Here is a 16,330-nt window from a genome sequence, read left to right as displayed (position 1 = left end):
TGGTTTCTGCCGATCCAAATCCGGACTTACCTTCCCCGGATCCGGAGTGAGGCGTGGTTCGGTTACAGCCATATGAATTCCTCCTTTGCGGATTGCCATCTCATTAGAGTGTCTGAATTAACGCTGTAACTCCCGCTCAACACGGTGAACCGTATCAGGCCAGACCTGCTCCGGGTTGGCATTTTGCTTCGCAATATCATTCAGCCGCCGAGTAATGATGTTGTGTACCGAAGGGTATCGTTCGCCAAAGAAAGCCTCTGGCACATGCTGTGCCGATTCAGCAAATACAGGTCCTGTTGCCTGCCCGCCGAAGAAGGGTTCTTCTTCTTTTATCGCCGGTGTATCAAACACACCAGGTGCCGAAGGAAACAGGTTCAACGTTTTATATTGTTCAAGCTGGTTATCCGGGCTTTGCAGCCACTGAATGACTTCGAACGCTTCTTTTGGGTGTTTGCTCGACTTCAAAATGGACAGAAATGATCCTCCGTTATTGCCGTCTCCACCAGGAGCGCGAGTGACTCGCCACTTGCCAGATGTATCCGGCGCGGCTTCCTGCAGTACCTGCTTCATCCAGACCGCCCCCACAAAGGAAGCAATCTCACCATTATTCATCGCTGCGTTCCAGCCCGGGGTCCAGCCGTCTGCATTAGCGAGCAGCCCTTTTTGCTTGAAGGATACAGCGGTATCCCAGCTCTGCTTGACGAGTGGAGAATCCATGCCGATAAACGAGCCGTCAGGACGGAAATACCGTTCGGTGCCTTGCGATAACATCTGATTGTAAACGGTTCCAATATTGTCGGTTAGAAAAACCTTGCCTCCGAACTTTTCCTTGATCTTTTCTCCTGCAGCAGAATAGGCATCCCAGTTGTTGATCTGACGAGCCACTTCTTCAGGCTCGGAAGGCAATCCGGCTTCCTTAAACAGATCTGCACGGTAGAAGAGGGCTGTCGGTCCCGTATCCATGGGGAAGCCGATCATCTGTCCGTCCGGTGTAACACCTTGTTTCCATTTCCATGCCAGGTATTGGTCTTCGACGTCACCTGCGCCGAGATCATACAGATTATAGAAACGGTCCTCGCTGGGAAAGAGCTCCATGATCCAATCGTTCAATGCGACAATGTCGGGCTCACCTGAGCGCGCAGCGAGTGTCGTTTTGAGTTTTGCCTTGAAATCACCACCGATTTTCTGGGCGGTCAGTTCAATATTGGGGAACTTTTCCTTGGCCTTGGCAATCAGCTTATCATCGATGGAACGATTCCAGTACCACAATGTAAGCGCTACCTTTTTGTTGCTCGATGAATCGTTCTGTCCCGGCCAGATGGAGCATCCGCTCACCAGCATGACACAGACTAGCAGAATGGCTGTCCAGCATGTTCTTTTCCGGCGGATCATGTGATAACCCCCTCATCGTTAAGTTCGAGGCATGAAGTGCGATGGACTACAACATAAGTGTATGAGCAGTTTATAAACTCATACCCAATATTCCTGAAATGAAACACAAATTTGTGTCGGTTGCGTATCATAAATTTATTAGTTACTTTAGAAACAAAAGTTACTTGACACAACATAATTTTTATTTTAAACTTGCTTACATAAAGTAACTAATGATGATGACAATAATATAGATACGTATGATATGCAATTCAGTGATCCATTTTCCGTCTGGATGCGAATCAATTCATAACAAGATGGCTTAACAGGAGGAACTTACTAATGATTAATTCACATATTATTCAACTGCTTGCCCCCAAAATTCAGACTTTTCCGAGTGGAAAAGAATTCATTTATCTCGTTGGGCCGATTAAACTCCCAGTGAATCTGGATGGAGAGACACATACCTTCCAGTGGTACAGCTGGATGAAATCGGAGAAAGTCATGGAAAGCCGCGAGTTGATTGAATCTCTCGCTACTGCCGAACTGGCTGAACGTCAGCAATCCAGCGTATTGGTGTACGGTGAGTTTGCCGAAGCACAGGAAGCGCTGATTCGGATGCACAGCATCTGTCATACAGGCGACATCTTTGGTAGCAAACGCTGTGACTGCGGTTTCCAACTCGAGCAATCGATGAAGATGATTGCTGCCCATGGAGCAGGTGCACTCTTCTATCTGGCGAACCATGAGGGTCGTGGCATCGGTCTGTTCAGCAAAGCGATGGCGTACCTGCTGCAAGAGGAAGGTCTGGATACCGTTGACGCGAACCTGCAACTTGGGTTCACAGACGATGCGCGTAATTATGATGATGCCATTGCCGTATTGCGTGCGCTTCGTACAGCACCCGTTACATTGATCACCAACAATCCACGCAAGCTCGCTGCTTTGCAGGAAGCGGGACTGAATGTGGGTGGACGTGTGCCACTGTGGGGAGATCGCTCGTCCTTCAACGAAAAATATTTGCAGACCAAAGTGAGCCGTTCCGGTCACTTGGCAGAAAATGATGCATGGGCTGGTGAAGAGACCTTGCTTCCGCATGCCCAAGCCTAAAAGGCTGATCCCGATCCCGATCGATTGTTCAATATGATTTTGGCATAAAGCCTGTTTGCCATACGGTCCAATAAACAAGACAATTTAAGCTGTTTGTGTATACTCCTCCGGGTATACATGAACAGCTTTTTTGAGTTTAGAGAATGGAATGGCCCCGTCTCACGCCAAGAATTAATCTGACGGTCCTGACTTTGCTTGCCGTTCATACCATACGAACTATACAATATAGGCATCTGATTTATGCGGGAGGAACGAAGGTGCCATTTGAGGGACAGTATGTGTTACCGGCTGCCAAGAGCATGAAGCAGTTCGAAGCAATGATTGAAGGCCCTTACACCTATGGGGTTATGCTGGATACGCACATCGCGCAGCTTCACAGTGTGATGGAGGAAGCGCGGCGGCGTGAGAAGAAAATATTACTGCATGCCGATCTGGTACAGGGGCTGAAGAACGATGAATATGCAGCAGAGTATTTATGCCAGCATATTCGCCCGGCAGGACTGATTTCGACGCGGGCCAGTGTAATTCAGAAGGCGAAGCAAAAAGGGATCACGGCCATTCAGCGCGTTTTCTTGCTGGATACAAATGCACTGGAGAAAAGTTATCTTTTGCTGTCCAAGACCCAGCCGGATTATATTGAAGTACTGCCCGGTGTTATCCCGCATATTATTGCAGAAGTATCCATACGGACAGGAATACCCATTATTGCAGGTGGGTTGATCCGCTCAACGGAAGAGGTTGGACTGGCGCTGGAAGCCGGGGCTACCGCAGTAACCACTTCCAACGTGGATCTGATTCGGCACTACAAGAACTCGCATACAGAATATAAGCAGTAATCCCACAACAGGAGGTTGTCTGTATGGAAAAATATATTATGGCACTGGATCAGGGGACGACGAGTTCCCGGGCGATTTTATTTAACCGGAGCGGGGAGATTGTGCATATTGCACAGCAGGAATTTCCGCAGTATTTTCCCAAGCCGGGCTGGGTGGAGCAGAACGCCAATGAAATTTGGAGCTCCATTCTGGCAGTGATGGCTTCATGTCTGGCCGAAAGTGGAATCAAGCCGGTCCAGATTGCCGGCATCGGCATTACGAACCAGCGGGAAACGGTTGTGGTATGGGACAAAGAAACGGGCCGGCCCATCTATAATGCAGTGGTCTGGCAGTCCAGACAAACGGCTGACATTTGTGATGAGTTGAAGGCGAAGGGTCTGGGTGACCTTTTTCATCGCAAAACGGGCTTACTCATTGACCCTTACTTCTCGGGAACCAAGGTAAAGTGGATTCTGGATCATGTGCCAGATGCTCGCGAGCGTGCCGAGAAGGGTGAGCTCCTGTTTGGTACGATCGATAGTTGGCTGATCTGGAAGCTGAGCGGTGGTACACATGTCACTGATGTATCCAATGCTTCTCGCACTTTAATGTACAACATCTATGATCTGCAATGGGATGAGGAATTGCTGCACATTCTGGATATTCCCAAAGCCATGCTGCCGGAAGTGCGCGGTTCATCCGAGGTTTACGCACATACGGTTGACTACCACTTCTTCGGTCATCGGATTCCGATTGCCGGAGCAGCAGGAGATCAGCAGTCGGCATTATTCGGTCAGGGCTGTTATACGAAGGGGAGCATGAAAAATACGTATGGCACCGGATGTTTTATGCTCATGAATACTGGAGAACAACCCGTACAGTCCAACCATGGGCTGATTACAACCATCGCCTGGGGCATTCATGGCAAGATCGAGTATGCGCTGGAAGGCAGTATTTTTGTCGCAGGTTCGGCGGTACAGTGGCTGCGTGACGGCTTACGGATGCTTCGTTCCTCAAAAGACAGTGAGGACTATGCGGCACGTGTACCCTCTACAGACGGTGTTTATATGGTGCCTGCATTTGTGGGTCTGGGCAGCCCTTACTGGGACAGTGAAGTTAAGGGAGCGGTGTTTGGTTTGACGCGTGGAACCACCAAAGAACACTTTATCCGTGCAACTCTGGAAGCACTGGCGTATCAGACCAAGGATGTACTGGAGGCAATGGAATCCGATTCAGGTATGCCGGTGAATGCCTTGCGTGTGGATGGGGGAGCGGCTGCCAATGATTTTCTGATGCAATTCCAAAGTGATATTCTGAATATTCCTGTGGAGCGCCCCAATGTGAACGAAACGACGGCATTAGGTGCGGCTTATCTGGCAGGACTGGCAGTAGGATATTGGGACAGCGCGGATGAATTGGCGAATCACGAGAATACGGAGCGTGTCTTCCATCCGGTTATGGCGGAGGAAGAGCGTACAGAACGGTATGCAGGGTGGCAACGTGCTGTGAAGGCAGCGATGGTGTTCAAATGAGTGGATTATATTTCAAATGGGCATTTGTACTTTTTCGATAAAGTTCTACAATAAATGATATTTATTGGTGGAAAATGATGCATAACTTACAGGGGTTATTTTCCTGGAGAAGAGAAAACATATACCCACTATAAGGAAAAATAAATGATTAGTGGATCAGTTTGAAATTCCATCCGCAGGCAGAACAACTTTTTGAAATTTTTTTGAATAATGTGTCATTTCAGGCCTTCACGCCGCCTTAAATGTGTGATAGGATTAAGTCACAAGTTAAAAAAATGATGTCTGGAGATCGGGAGAGACCACGTACCGCTCAGCAATTGCTGAAGCGAATGACGTGGTCTTTTTTTGTGCTTTTGTGGGTAAAACAAAGGTAATGAATGGGAGGGATCGGCATGACAGCATCGTTCTCGGCGGAAAAGCGTACGGAATATTTGGATCGGATGGCGAATGCACATTTTGACATATTGATTATTGGTGGGGGAATCACGGGAGCCGGGATTGCGCTCGATGCAGCTTCCCGCGGATTGAAGACAGCACTGGTGGAAATGCAGGATTTTGCGGCAGGCACATCCAGTCGTTCGACCAAACTGGTGCATGGCGGTCTACGGTATCTGAAGCAGTTTGAAGTGAAAATGGTGGCTGAGGTGGGACGGGAGCGAGCGGTGGTGTACGAGAATGGACCGCATGTGACGACACCCGAACCGATGCTGCTCCCCATCTATACGGCGGGTACCTTTGGCCGCTTCAGCACATCCATTGGCCTGATGGTGTATGACCGACTTGCCGGAGTAAAACGTAGTGAACGACGTCAGATGTTAAAAGCCGGGGCCGTCTCAGACAGTGAACCTTTGCTGCGCAAGGACGGACTGCTGGGTGGTGGACGCTATGTGGAATACCGAACGGATGATGCCCGGCTTACCATTGAAGTGATGAAGGAAGCAGTGCAGCGCGGTGCACAGGCCGTGAACTACGTAAAAGCAGCAGCATTCCTGAAGGAGAATGGCGTTATTACAGGTATTCAGGCTGTGAACCAGATCAGCGGTCAATCGTATGATTTGCAGGCAACAAAGGTGATTAATGCTTCCGGTCCATGGGTGGATGAGCTGCGCAAGATCGATGGGTCCCGCCAGGGCAAAACGCTGCAGATGACGAAAGGTATTCATCTGGTATTCGACGGTACGCGGTTCCCGTTAAGGCAGGCTGTATATTTTGATACACCGGATGGACGAATGGTCTTTGCTGTTCCGAGGGATGGGAAAACCTATGTAGGAACCACAGATACCGTCTTCGAAGATGATCCCGCACACCCGCTAATCTCCGAGGCAGACCGTGATTATGTCATCGATGCCGTCAACGGCATGTTTCCGGGTGTTCGGATTCGAGCCGAGGACGTGGAGTCCGGTTGGGCAGGCGTGCGTCCGTTAATCCATGAGGAGGGTAAAGGGCCTTCCGAAATTTCGCGCAAGGACGAAGTGTGGGTAGCCCATTCGGGGTTGATCACGATTGCCGGGGGTAAATTAACAGGGTACCGGAAAATGGCCGAGATGGTTGTTGATCTCGCTGCTCGCCAATTGGAGCAGGAGACGGGGAGATCCGTTGGACCATGTATAACGAAAAAGATGCCGATCTCTGGAGGTCATGTTGGCGGTTCCGCCGGATTTGGTGCGTATGCTGAACGCAAGATTAAGGATGGCGTCGCACTTGGACTTGATCGATCTGCTGCTGAGCGATTAGCACGAGTATATGGTTCCAATGTGGACGCATTGTATGAGCGGATGCCTGATCCGCGGGCAAAGGCCGAGCTGCATGGTATGCCACAGGAACTGCTGCTAATGCTGCGTTATGCCATTGACGAGGAGATGGCTGTGACACCGGCGGACTTTTTTGTGAGACGCACCGGAGACCTGTTTTTCCGCATTGACGAAGTCCGTCAGTATAAGGCAGCGGTTATTCAGTATATGGCTGAACGCCTGGATTGGCCGGAGGAACAAGCGATACGGTTTGCGAATGAACTGGATCAGCTGCTCTGGGAAGCATCGGGCAAAATGTAATGCAGGATTTCGCATCTGGGGGTCGAATGGAACATGTAAGCGTGTAACAAGGAGAGGGGATTACATCTATGACTTTACAGATTGGCATCATTGGAACAGGTTGGTTCAGCAAGGTACATGCAGATATTCTGGCACGAATGGAAGGCGTTCGTGTAGCAGCTGTCTGTGGAACAACGCTGGAGAAGGCGGAGGCTATGGCTTCCGTCTATGATGCTGTTGGCTACGGTGAACTTGAACATATGCTGGATGGTGAAAAGCTGGATGCAGTCTATATCTGTGTGCCTCCGATGTCTCATGGATCGATTGAAACTGAATTGATTCGTCGGGGTATCCCGTTCCTGGTGGAGAAACCGCTAAGTACAGGCATGGATATCCCTCGTCAGGTGCTGGATCAGGTACAAAAGTCTGGATTGTTGACCTCGGTAGGTTATCATTTCCGTTATCAGGAGGCTGCACTGGTACTGAAAGAAGCGATGAAAGAGCAGACCGTCGGCATGGCGCTTGGGCGCTGGATGGGCGGAATGCCAGGAGTCGCCTGGTGGCGCCGTCAGGAAGGCTCCGGGGGACAGTTTGTGGAACAGACGACCCATATCGTGGATTTGCTGCGGTATTGTGCGGGTGAAGTGACAGAGGTATACGCTGTAGCGGCCCAACGCAGTATGCATGAAAAGCATGAGCATGTCACGGTAGCTGATGTGGCGAATGTAACGCTTAAGCTGGAGAATGGAGCGATCGCAAGCATTGCCAACACCTGCCTGCTGCCAGATGGTGAGGGCGGTGCAGGGCTCCAGTTCTACACGGATGCCGGAGTATGGGACTGGACACCTGAACGTCTTCTTCTGCCAAGTGCTGCCCCTCATGCGATGGCAGGTCTGGAGATTCCCGCAGGGCATAACCCGTATGAGCGGGAAAATGAAGCGTTTATTCACGCCCTTCGTACCGGAGATCGTTCACGGATTTTGTCCGATTATGCGGATGCCTGCCGTACGCAGGAAATTACAACGGCGGCATTGGTGTCGGCAGATTCGGGATTGCCGGTACAGCTTCAGCCATCCAAACACCTCTCGCATTAATCCTTTTTATAACTTAAACAAGAAATATAAATGCGTGAAAAAGACGCCTGAATCTGGACTGATCCGAAGATCAGTTCAATTCAGGCGTCTTTGTGTTGTACATGAATCAGAATCTGGCTACTTAGTAGACTGCTGCTGTTTCAACCAGTCTGAGGACCAGTTGTAAATCTGATTGATGACGGGTTCAATAGCTCTGCCTTTGGGCGTCAATTCATACTCTACGCGAGGCGGAATTTCAGGATACATATGCCGGGTTACGATACCTTCCATTTCCATTTCCTTCAGACGTTCGGATAACAACCGACCGCTAATCGCCATTTCTGCTTCCAGTTCTGTGAATCGTTTGGGTCCGGATAACAGTTGGTACATGATGAGCAGCACCCATTTCTTACCGATGATATCCATGGCCTGAGTAATGAGACAAGGACTTGGTGATTTTACTTTTCTCAGCTTCAACGTGTTCACCTCGATTCAATTAAGTATGGATGGATTTCCTCGTATATATAAAAGTGCGTGGCTTTCTGCCGCTCTGACCAAAGTAAGGGACAATGAAGTCAACATGTTACTACAAAATGTACTGTAACATACCTTTTGTATGTATTATACACTATTCGTCAAAAAATTACTTGAATAAATAATGTTATTATTATATACTCACTTCATAAAAGTAAGTTAATGATTATTAATATGTATAATATCAGCACATATCAATTTCGCAGTGCAAATTACCCATTTTAAAAATAGAGTTACGTTGTAACTTTTACATAGATTGCTTTTTATACAACAGATGGATATGGACATTCACTTTCAGGAGGATTATACATATGAACAAAGGCATAAGAATTTTAGGATATATTGCGTTGGTTGTGCTTGCAGGTATGTTTGTAATGGCAGGCTTAAACAAGGTTAGTGGAGCAGAGATGATGGTACAGACTTTCGAAGGTTTCTCCTATCCTATATGGACGATGTATCTCATTGGTGCAGTAGAGCTGCTCAGTGCGGTGGGTCTGTTGATTCCACGTACTCGTATTCTGGCTTCAGGCGTATTGACGTTCATTCTGATTGGGGCTGTGGGGAGTCATCTAATTTACGGGCAATATACGGCTGTTCCTTTCCCAGCGGTATTGCTGGTTGCCAACATTGTCGTTCTTATTATGGGGATGCGTAAACTGGAAGCAGAAGAAATGGATATGGATCTCGTGCAGGTCTAAGAGTTTGATTGATTTGGATTCAAATGTTCCAATATGAAGAAGATGACCACTGCAATGGAGCGGTAGTCATCTTTTTTATTATCGAAGGGGCTGTCCCTCGAAAGGAATGCTTTGAGATTACAGGCTTCTTTGGCCACGGGTGATAATCCGCAGCGTATGCTTGGTATCCGATTGCTCGATCCAGGTGTCGCACACCTGACGAACCCAATCCGGGTTGGTTTTGGCGGCGTCGTTCAGCCAGTTGCTGACAGAGTCCTGTACATATTTATGAGCATCCGATTTCACATGGTTCAGCAGAGGCAGAGCTATCGCAGGGTTTTCTTTCAACTCCTGAATATGTTTGGCCCACACACCATGTGGTCTTGTCGACTCTATGGCAAACCGTCGGATCAGTGGGTCGGAATCGATGGCCCAGTCCATAAGAAACGCGAGTGCTTCCGACAATTCAGCCGTAATCGGCTGTCGAACAGCCATCCAGGCAATTTCTCGTACACCAAAGTGATGATCTGCGGCAAAGGGACGGATACGATCCAGTTTTTCAATCAAGCTTAAGCGGGAATCCAATCCGATGATATAGGCTGCCCAGCAGCGTACACTGTCTGAACGGTGCTCTGCAAAGGAACGAAAATGACGTACTCGCTCCTTTTCCTCCATTCGTTCCAGAAGGTTGAGCCAGTTCGCGGCGATGGTCGGAATGATTTTCATGATTCGCTGCTCATTCATCTGTATTAGCTGTTCCGTCATTTTCCGGGTATCGGCATCCATTCCCCTTTCATGAGCGACCTGCTGAAAAAGGAGAATGTGATCAACGGCGAGCCACTCCGTCAAATTTACGGATTCGATATGCCCCGATTGTAGTAGGTTGCGGACATGATCCGGGATATCAATCCCTTTACGGGCGCCTTTGCGAAGCAGAACATCCTCGGGAATATGTAGTTCTTTCTGTACATCCATCGCCGTACTCCTCCTTGCATGTATGTAGATTCATCATCTACACGATACAATTGGCAGCAGGATAGAGATGTAATGTGGCTTACAACTGGGTGTTAGCTGTGCATGACGTGGAAAGTTCATTACGATGCAGGGCAACGGATTTGAATCCGGTACGAACACGGTCAACCCTTGCAAGATCTTGCAGGGCAGCACTGACAGATTCACGCGTGGCTCCAGCCATCCAGGCAATTTCCTGATGAGTCAGTACAAGGTTGATCCGACAGTATTCTCCTTCTTCCACCCAGCCCATCTGATCCGCCAGTCGAGCAAGATTATGCATAATTTTGTCATGCAGATTACCCAAGGCCAGCTGCTGTGTCAATGCACTCATGCCCTTGATCCGTTCGCTGAGTACTTTCATCAGATTCATCATAAACTCGGGGTGTTCAATCAGAAATTGTTCGAAACGCTGCCTGTTCATCAGGCAAATATCGCATTCCTCCAGGGTTTCGATATATACGGAACGTGTGCCAAGTGAAATGCCGTTCATTTCCCCAAACACATTTCCTTCCTTCAAAATATCGAGAGTAAACTGTTTCCCTTCTTCCGATAATGTGTACAGGCGGACTTTCCCTTTTTTCACAAAATAAAAACCTTCCGCAAATGTATCCGGTGTCTGGATCAGCGTATTCCTGGCCAAGGTCGTGATGGACGTCATGCTGTCCATTTCGATCAGGTCTGCCTCGGACAAAGAGGACATCAGATTGAATTGTGATAAATAGAGGATTTTATCCATAGCATTCCTTTCCCTTACCGAATGAAAATAAAAAAAAGAAGAACCCACGGAGTTCAACGGGTTCTCTTGCAACGGGACTTCTTGAAACGGAAGGTCTCCTGATTATAAATAATCGAATTAATTCCTATTATAGTAGTTTTTTAAGTTGGGAGACGCGTCCTTGGCTAATGCCAAGCTTTTCCGCAATTTGCTGTTGAGCCAAACCGGGATTCTGTTCAACGATTTCCTTCATTTGTTGCAGCATGCGTGCCGTCTTCGGCCGCAGGTCCGGGTACTCTTGGTTGGCAGCTGTAGCCCCTTCTTCCCATGCGGGAGACGAGACTGTGGCGGATTCGGTAGCAGGACGCTCCACGGGTGCAGGAGCCTGTTTGTTCTGAGGAACGAACCATTCGGGAGTGTCATCCGGGTGTTTTAATTGAATTGCACAAGTCCGGCAGATGAATTGCTCTTTGAAATACATTTCCGTATCCACATCACCGCAAAACACACACAACGTTGATTTGTACTTTCTCAAAATCAACTCTTTCCCTTCAATGAAAAACTCGAGCGGATCGCCGATATGGATTTCCATCGTATCCCGCATTTCTTTGGGAAGGACAATTCGTCCAAGGCGGTCCAGAGATCTCTTCATTCCGGTTCTTTTCATCGCATCTCCCCCGCAATATTCACAATTAAAACCTGTCCTTATTGTAAGGAAGAAAGGGCTTTAATACAACAATAATATTTCAAGAAATAGGGTTAATTCCATCTATTATGGGAAAATAAGTTTAGATAGTAGGGGTGCAACCGCCAATGTGAACAATGCAGCCAGTACCATGGAGATGCTGGAGATGCTTCCAGTCAGTGAACTGAGCTCAAATGCTTTGGATGTACCTGTTCCGTGGGCACCGGTTCCAAGCAGCGTACCACGTGCAATCTCGCCATCAATACGCAGCATTTTTACAATGGATGGCCCCATAATCGCCCCCAGCAGACCGGTCATGATGACAAAAACCGCGGTAACGGCCGGAATGCCTCCAATGGTAGCCGATACGTTCATCGCAATAGGGGTCGTGATCGATCTCGGAATCAGACTATGAATGAGTCCGGAGTCCAGGCGCAGCCATTTGGCGAGCAGGGCAGACGAGAGGACCGCTACCACGGAGCCTGTCATAACGCTGAAGACGATCTCGGAAATATGTTTTTTGAGTACATGGAAAAACGTATAAAGCGGTATGGCGAAGGCCACCGTTGCCGGTTGAAGCAGCAAACTTAGCCATTTACCACCACTGCTGTAGGCAGCGTAATCCGTACCTGTTGCGAGCAGCACACCGACGACAAGAAGTGGCGTAATCAGCAGCGGAGACAGATACACTTTGGGAAGGTTGCGATACATGCGTTTGGCGACCCAGTAAATACCGACGGTTAACAAGAGACAGAGGAACCCAATCATCCGGTGTGACGCTCCTTTCGTTTGGCGATTCGGGTGGCAACAAGGCCCGTACAGGCCATGACCAGAAATGTGCTAAGCAGAACAATAAATAGAATTTGCAATCCGTCTTGCTCCAGCATGGGCATGTAGTTCATAATTCCAACGGCTGACGGGATGAAGAACAGCAGCAGCTCACCGAGCAGCCAGGCGGCTCCAATTTCGATCCAGCGCAGCTTCACGACATGGGTCTGAAGCAAAATGAACAGTACGATCATGCCAAGTATGGAACCTGGTATAGGTAGATGGAGAGCACGGGCCAACTGGTCCATGAGCAGTGAAAAGGCCATCAAGAGCGCAACTTGCAAAATGCCAAGGCCCCATTTCTTCACTTCAATCCCTCCTTGTATAATGAACGTGATGATTTTGAGTTGTTTATGAAAATGTTTCACTTGATATCACAAATTTTACATCGCATTCTTTCATGAGTAAAATGCATATTAAGAATGTTTACCATTCCATTTATCTATGAGAGACGGGGATCAGACGATGGATATCCGCCATTTGCAATATTTTCTGGAAGTCGCTCGGCAGCAAAGCTTCACCAAAGCGGCCGAAGTGCTGTTCATTACACAACCGACCATTAGTAAAACCGTCAAAAGCTTGGAAGACGAATTGGGCGTAACGCTGCTGGATCGGTATGGCAAGAAGGTAGCGCTGACGGATGCTGGGCATGTCTTTTTCCGGCAGGCGCTGGAGATTGAAAAGTCATTCCGCAGCTTATCGTCCGAGCTGGACGATCTGATGAATCTGAAGAAAGGACATCTTCGGATTGGTCTGCCACCGATGGTGGGGTCCAGCTTTTTCCCAATGATTATCGGTGAGTTTCACAAAGCCTATCCGCAGGTGACCATTCAGCTGTTCGAGGATGGTGCGAAAAAAGTGGAGGCCGACGTGATCAGCGGTGCACTGGATATTGGTGTTGCCGTTCTTCCGACGGTGGATGAATTGGTGGATCATTTTGTTTTTGTAAAAGAGAAGCTGAATCTGCTCGTACATCCTTCGCACCCGCTTGCGGGTAAAGAGTCGATCGCGCTGCGTGAACTGGAGCATGACTCATTTGTGCTGTTCCGGGAGGATTTTGCGCTGCATGACCGGATTATCGCCGCTTGTCAGCATGTGGGATTTCAACCTCGGGTAGTGTATGAGAGCTCCCAGTGGGATCTGCTCAGTGCGATGGTAGCGGCCAATCTGGGCGTGGCGTTGCTGCCAGAGACGATCTGCCGTGAGGTGGATCATATGCGTGTGCGCATTATACCCGTGATGGAACCTGTGATTCCTTGGCAGCTCGGCATGATCTGGCGGAAAGACCGATATTTATCCTTCGCAACCCGGGAGTGGATCAGTTTTACACAGTCCATGCTGAGTGAGTAAACTCTTTTGTTGACCCCGGATCGTTGTTACAATGGAAGCATAATTATAGTGGAGGTGTACGAACATGAAACTGCGGGTATCCGCTGTACAATACCAATTGCACACAATCAGCTCGTTTGAGCAGTTCGCCGCTCAGGCTGAGCATTACATACGGACAGCGAGTGAATACGGAACCGAATTTGTGCTGTTCCCGGAATTTTTCACAACGCAGTTAATGTCCATTGGGGACAAACAAGGTAATGCGCTGACAATTGAGGATCTGCCGAACTTTACGGAGCAATATGAGCAACTATTCACATCACTTGCTGCCCAGTACAGCATGCATGTCATTGGGGGAACCCACGTCATTCGCCGTGAAGGGAAGCTGTTCAACACAGCCCATCTCTTCTATCCGGATGGTCGCATCGCGCGCCAGGACAAGATTCACATTACACCAACCGAAGTACAGGAATGGAATATGGCTCCCGGAGATGGACTTGAGGTGTTCGACACGGATAAAGGCCGTATTGCCATGCTGACCTGTTACGATATTGAATTCCCGGAAATTGTACGGATGGCCAAAGCCAAAGGCGCTGACGTGATCTTCTGTCCTTCCTGTACGGACGATCGTCACGGATTCTACCGTGTGCGTTATACGAGTCATGCCCGCGCGGTGGAGAATCAGGTGTATGTTGTGTTAACCGGAACGGTAGGCAACTTGCCGACGGTTGATTTCATGCGTGCCAACTACGGACAGGCTGCAATTATTACGCCGAATGATATCCCATTCCCGCCACGTGGCATTCTGGCCGAGGGTGAGATTAACAATGATATGATCGTGACCGCCGATCTGGATTTGGACTTGTTGTATGAGGTGCGCGAACGTGGATCGGTAACGACCTGGCGTGACCGCCGCACTGATCTGTATACCGATTGGGAGTAGCGAGCTACTTTTAAAACCGAACGAAACAGAACAGGATATTCATATGTCAGTGGGAAGGGGCGACCCGGTAACATGTATACCAAAGAAATGCTGATTACCGACCCGGAGCGAAGTGGCAAAAGGGTAAAAGCAGTCGTTCGCAATTATGTTGCAGCCGACTATGAGGAACTCATTCGCATTCAGGCGGAGAGTTTCCCTCCACCTTATCCGGAAGAGCTGCTCTGGAGTCACGAGCAGCTCACCAGTCATGTGCAGCATTACCCGGAAGGTGCCATCTGTATTGAAGTGGATGGAGAATTGGCCGGCTCGATGACTTCGCTGCGGATGCAGTGGGACCCTGCACATCCAGCAAGTCATACCTGGGCCGAAGTAACGGATGACGGCTATATTCGTAACCACAACCCGGATGGCAACACGCTGTATATTGTCGATCTCTGTGTTCGTCCAAAGTACCGCAAATGGGGACTGGCTCAGCTTATGATGCAGGCGATGTACCACCTAGTGATTGCACAGGGTATGGATCGGTTACTAGGTGCTGGTAGAATGCCCGGTTATCATTTGGTTGCAGACCAACTGTCTGCGCAGGAATATTTGGACCAAGTGGCGGCGGGCGAGAGGCGTGATCCGGTGATATCGTTCCTGCTTCGCTGTGGCCGCATGCCGGTTGGTGTGACCGCAGACTATCTGGACGATGAGGAATCCTGCAACTATGCAGCCCTGATGGAGTGGCGGAATCCGTTTAAATAAAAAATATCAAATGAAATACATCATCAATTGAGGAGGCATTTTTCCATGGAATTCACGCGCATTACATCCATCAACGATCCACTGTTTGCCCAGATGCACAAGCTGATGCAGGAGATCTTCCCGCGAGAAGAAGTGCTGGACTTCCCCCTGTGGGCAGAACCGTTGGAAGATCCGGGTATTCGGGTGTTCGTGGCTGTGCATGAAGGACAAGTTGTGGGAGCGACAGAGTACCGTTATTACGAGGATTGGAACGTAGCCATGACAGACTTTACCATTATTAGTCGCGAAGGACTGGGGATCGGCAGTTTCCTGGCGAATCACCGCAAGCGTGATCTGCAAAAGTTGGCTGCGGCAAACGGAAAAGAGCTGTTCGGCATGTTTGCCGAAATCTATAACCCTTATCTGAGTCAAGATCACGAGTTTGGCGGCATCAAGCCAATGGACCCGTATGTACGTCGCGAAGTATTGTCTCATCTGGGATACCAGCGTCTGGACTTCCCGTATGTTCATCCATCCTGGCAAGGGGACGGGGAAGCGGTTGGCGGCTTGGACCTGTGCTTTATGCCGGGTGATGAGTCGCTTGGTGAACTGCCAGCCAGTCTGGTGGCTGATTTCCTGAATCGATATTATGCGGTGCTACCGAACAAACCGCAAGAATGGCTTGCCATGGTAGAGAAATTGACTGCTCGCAAGTCGGTTGCACTACTGCCGTTGTAAACGGGAGCAGGACCGTCACTGGTGATTGTAATGTTCTGAGCAGCAATAAAACCAAGAAAAGGCCCGTTAATCAGACCGTGATCGGTTCTGTTCAATGGGCCTTTCCGGTTTCATTAAGGTTATTGCCCTAACGAATCTGAGGTGCCTTATTCAGGGATTTGAAACGTCTGCCGAAATCTAAGGAACCTGAGACACGCTATATCAGAATAA

General features: G+C 49.0%; 17 protein-coding genes. 10 read left to right on the top strand and 7 right to left on the bottom strand.

The window, feature by feature from the left end:
• Positions 1-117: 117 nt before the first annotated feature.
• Positions 118-1,341 carry an extracellular solute-binding protein gene (locus tag MKY42_RS30755; RefSeq protein WP_339853180.1) on the bottom strand — a complete coding sequence of 408 codons (1,224 nt, stop codon included), beginning with the start codon at positions 1,339-1,341 and terminating at the stop codon, positions 118-120.
• A 372-nt stretch (positions 1,342-1,713) separates the two neighbouring features.
• Here MKY42_RS30755 and MKY42_RS30750 point away from each other — a divergent pair, with 372 nt between their 5' ends.
• The 5 genes from MKY42_RS30750 to MKY42_RS30730 all read left to right on the top strand — a co-directional run bounded on the left by MKY42_RS30750 (position 1,714) and on the right by MKY42_RS30730 (position 7,952).
• Entirely contained in the window at positions 1,714-2,481 is a 768-nt protein-coding gene (locus tag MKY42_RS30750) for a GTP cyclohydrolase II (RefSeq protein WP_090903282.1), read from the top strand.
• A 257-nt stretch (positions 2,482-2,738) separates the two neighbouring features.
• Complete coding sequence (locus MKY42_RS30745) at positions 2,739-3,317, top strand: glycerol-3-phosphate responsive antiterminator (protein ID WP_110002207.1); 579 nt, start codon at positions 2,739-2,741, stop codon at positions 3,315-3,317.
• Positions 3,318-3,340: 23 nt separating this feature from the next.
• The gene (gene glpK / locus MKY42_RS30740) at positions 3,341-4,828 is read left to right on the top strand and encodes a glycerol kinase GlpK (RefSeq protein ID WP_090903286.1); all 1,488 of its coding nucleotides are present in this window, start codon (positions 3,341-3,343) and stop codon (positions 4,826-4,828) included.
• A 392-nt stretch (positions 4,829-5,220) separates the two neighbouring features.
• Complete coding sequence (locus MKY42_RS30735; RefSeq protein WP_339847177.1) at positions 5,221-6,879, top strand: FAD-dependent oxidoreductase; 1,659 nt, start codon at positions 5,221-5,223, stop codon at positions 6,877-6,879.
• A gap of 68 nt (positions 6,880-6,947) precedes the next feature.
• On the top strand, positions 6,948-7,952 hold the full coding sequence (locus MKY42_RS30730; protein ID WP_090903290.1) for a Gfo/Idh/MocA family oxidoreductase: 1,005 nt from the start codon (positions 6,948-6,950) through the stop codon (positions 7,950-7,952).
• Between the two features lie 117 nt (positions 7,953-8,069).
• Here the strand turns inward: MKY42_RS30730 and MKY42_RS30725 are convergent, their stop codons facing one another.
• Positions 8,070-8,357, bottom strand: a complete 288-nt coding sequence (locus MKY42_RS30725) for a helix-turn-helix domain-containing protein (protein WP_062321783.1) — start codon at positions 8,355-8,357, stop codon at positions 8,070-8,072.
• Positions 8,358-8,776: 419 nt separating this feature from the next.
• On the opposite strand from MKY42_RS30725, the gene MKY42_RS30720 reads away from it, so the two are divergent.
• On the top strand, positions 8,777-9,163 hold the full coding sequence (locus MKY42_RS30720) for a DoxX family protein (protein ID WP_090903292.1): 387 nt from the start codon (positions 8,777-8,779) through the stop codon (positions 9,161-9,163).
• 117 nt (positions 9,164-9,280) lie between these two features.
• Here the strand turns inward: MKY42_RS30720 and MKY42_RS30715 are convergent, their stop codons facing one another.
• The 5 genes from MKY42_RS30715 to MKY42_RS30695 form a co-directional block, all read right to left on the bottom strand.
• A complete protein-coding gene (locus tag MKY42_RS30715) occupies positions 9,281-10,117 on the bottom strand; it encodes a DNA alkylation repair protein (protein WP_339847171.1) in 837 nt (278 codons plus the stop codon).
• Between the two features lie 79 nt (positions 10,118-10,196).
• Positions 10,197-10,892, bottom strand: a complete 696-nt coding sequence (locus tag MKY42_RS30710) for a Crp/Fnr family transcriptional regulator (protein ID WP_339847168.1) — start codon at positions 10,890-10,892, stop codon at positions 10,197-10,199.
• A gap of 127 nt (positions 10,893-11,019) precedes the next feature.
• Positions 11,020-11,538 (bottom strand): AbrB/MazE/SpoVT family DNA-binding domain-containing protein, encoded by a 519-nt coding sequence (locus MKY42_RS30705; RefSeq protein WP_090903297.1) that lies wholly within the window; start codon positions 11,536-11,538, stop codon positions 11,020-11,022.
• A gap of 105 nt (positions 11,539-11,643) precedes the next feature.
• Positions 11,644-12,324 carry a CidB/LrgB family autolysis modulator gene (locus MKY42_RS30700; RefSeq protein WP_090903299.1) on the bottom strand — a complete coding sequence of 227 codons (681 nt, stop codon included), beginning with the start codon at positions 12,322-12,324 and terminating at the stop codon, positions 11,644-11,646.
• Positions 12,321-12,692, bottom strand: coding sequence for a CidA/LrgA family holin-like protein (locus MKY42_RS30695; RefSeq protein WP_090903301.1), 372 nt, complete (start codon positions 12,690-12,692; stop codon positions 12,321-12,323). Before MKY42_RS30695 ends, MKY42_RS30700 begins: the two co-directional genes overlap by 4 nt.
• A 157-nt stretch (positions 12,693-12,849) precedes the next feature.
• Between MKY42_RS30695 and MKY42_RS30690 the strand changes: the two genes are divergently transcribed.
• From MKY42_RS30690 to MKY42_RS30675, 4 genes are all read left to right on the top strand, one after another.
• On the top strand, positions 12,850-13,734 hold the full coding sequence (locus MKY42_RS30690) for a LysR family transcriptional regulator (protein WP_090903303.1): 885 nt from the start codon (positions 12,850-12,852) through the stop codon (positions 13,732-13,734).
• Positions 13,735-13,798: 64 nt separating this feature from the next.
• Positions 13,799-14,656, top strand: coding sequence for a carbon-nitrogen hydrolase family protein (locus tag MKY42_RS30685; protein WP_339847161.1), 858 nt, complete (start codon positions 13,799-13,801; stop codon positions 14,654-14,656).
• A gap of 72 nt (positions 14,657-14,728) precedes the next feature.
• The gene (locus tag MKY42_RS30680) at positions 14,729-15,403 is read left to right on the top strand and encodes a GNAT family N-acetyltransferase (RefSeq protein ID WP_339847158.1); all 675 of its coding nucleotides are present in this window, start codon (positions 14,729-14,731) and stop codon (positions 15,401-15,403) included.
• Between the two features lie 45 nt (positions 15,404-15,448).
• Positions 15,449-16,120, top strand: a complete 672-nt coding sequence (locus MKY42_RS30675; protein WP_090903309.1) for a GNAT family acetyltransferase — start codon at positions 15,449-15,451, stop codon at positions 16,118-16,120.
• The last annotated feature ends 210 nt before the right edge of the window (positions 16,121-16,330 follow it).

Source organism: Paenibacillus sp. FSL W7-1088 (assembly GCF_037969855.1).
Lineage (GTDB): Bacteria > Bacillota > Bacilli > Paenibacillales > Paenibacillaceae > Paenibacillus.
This window is presented reverse-complemented; position numbering and strand designations above follow the sequence as displayed.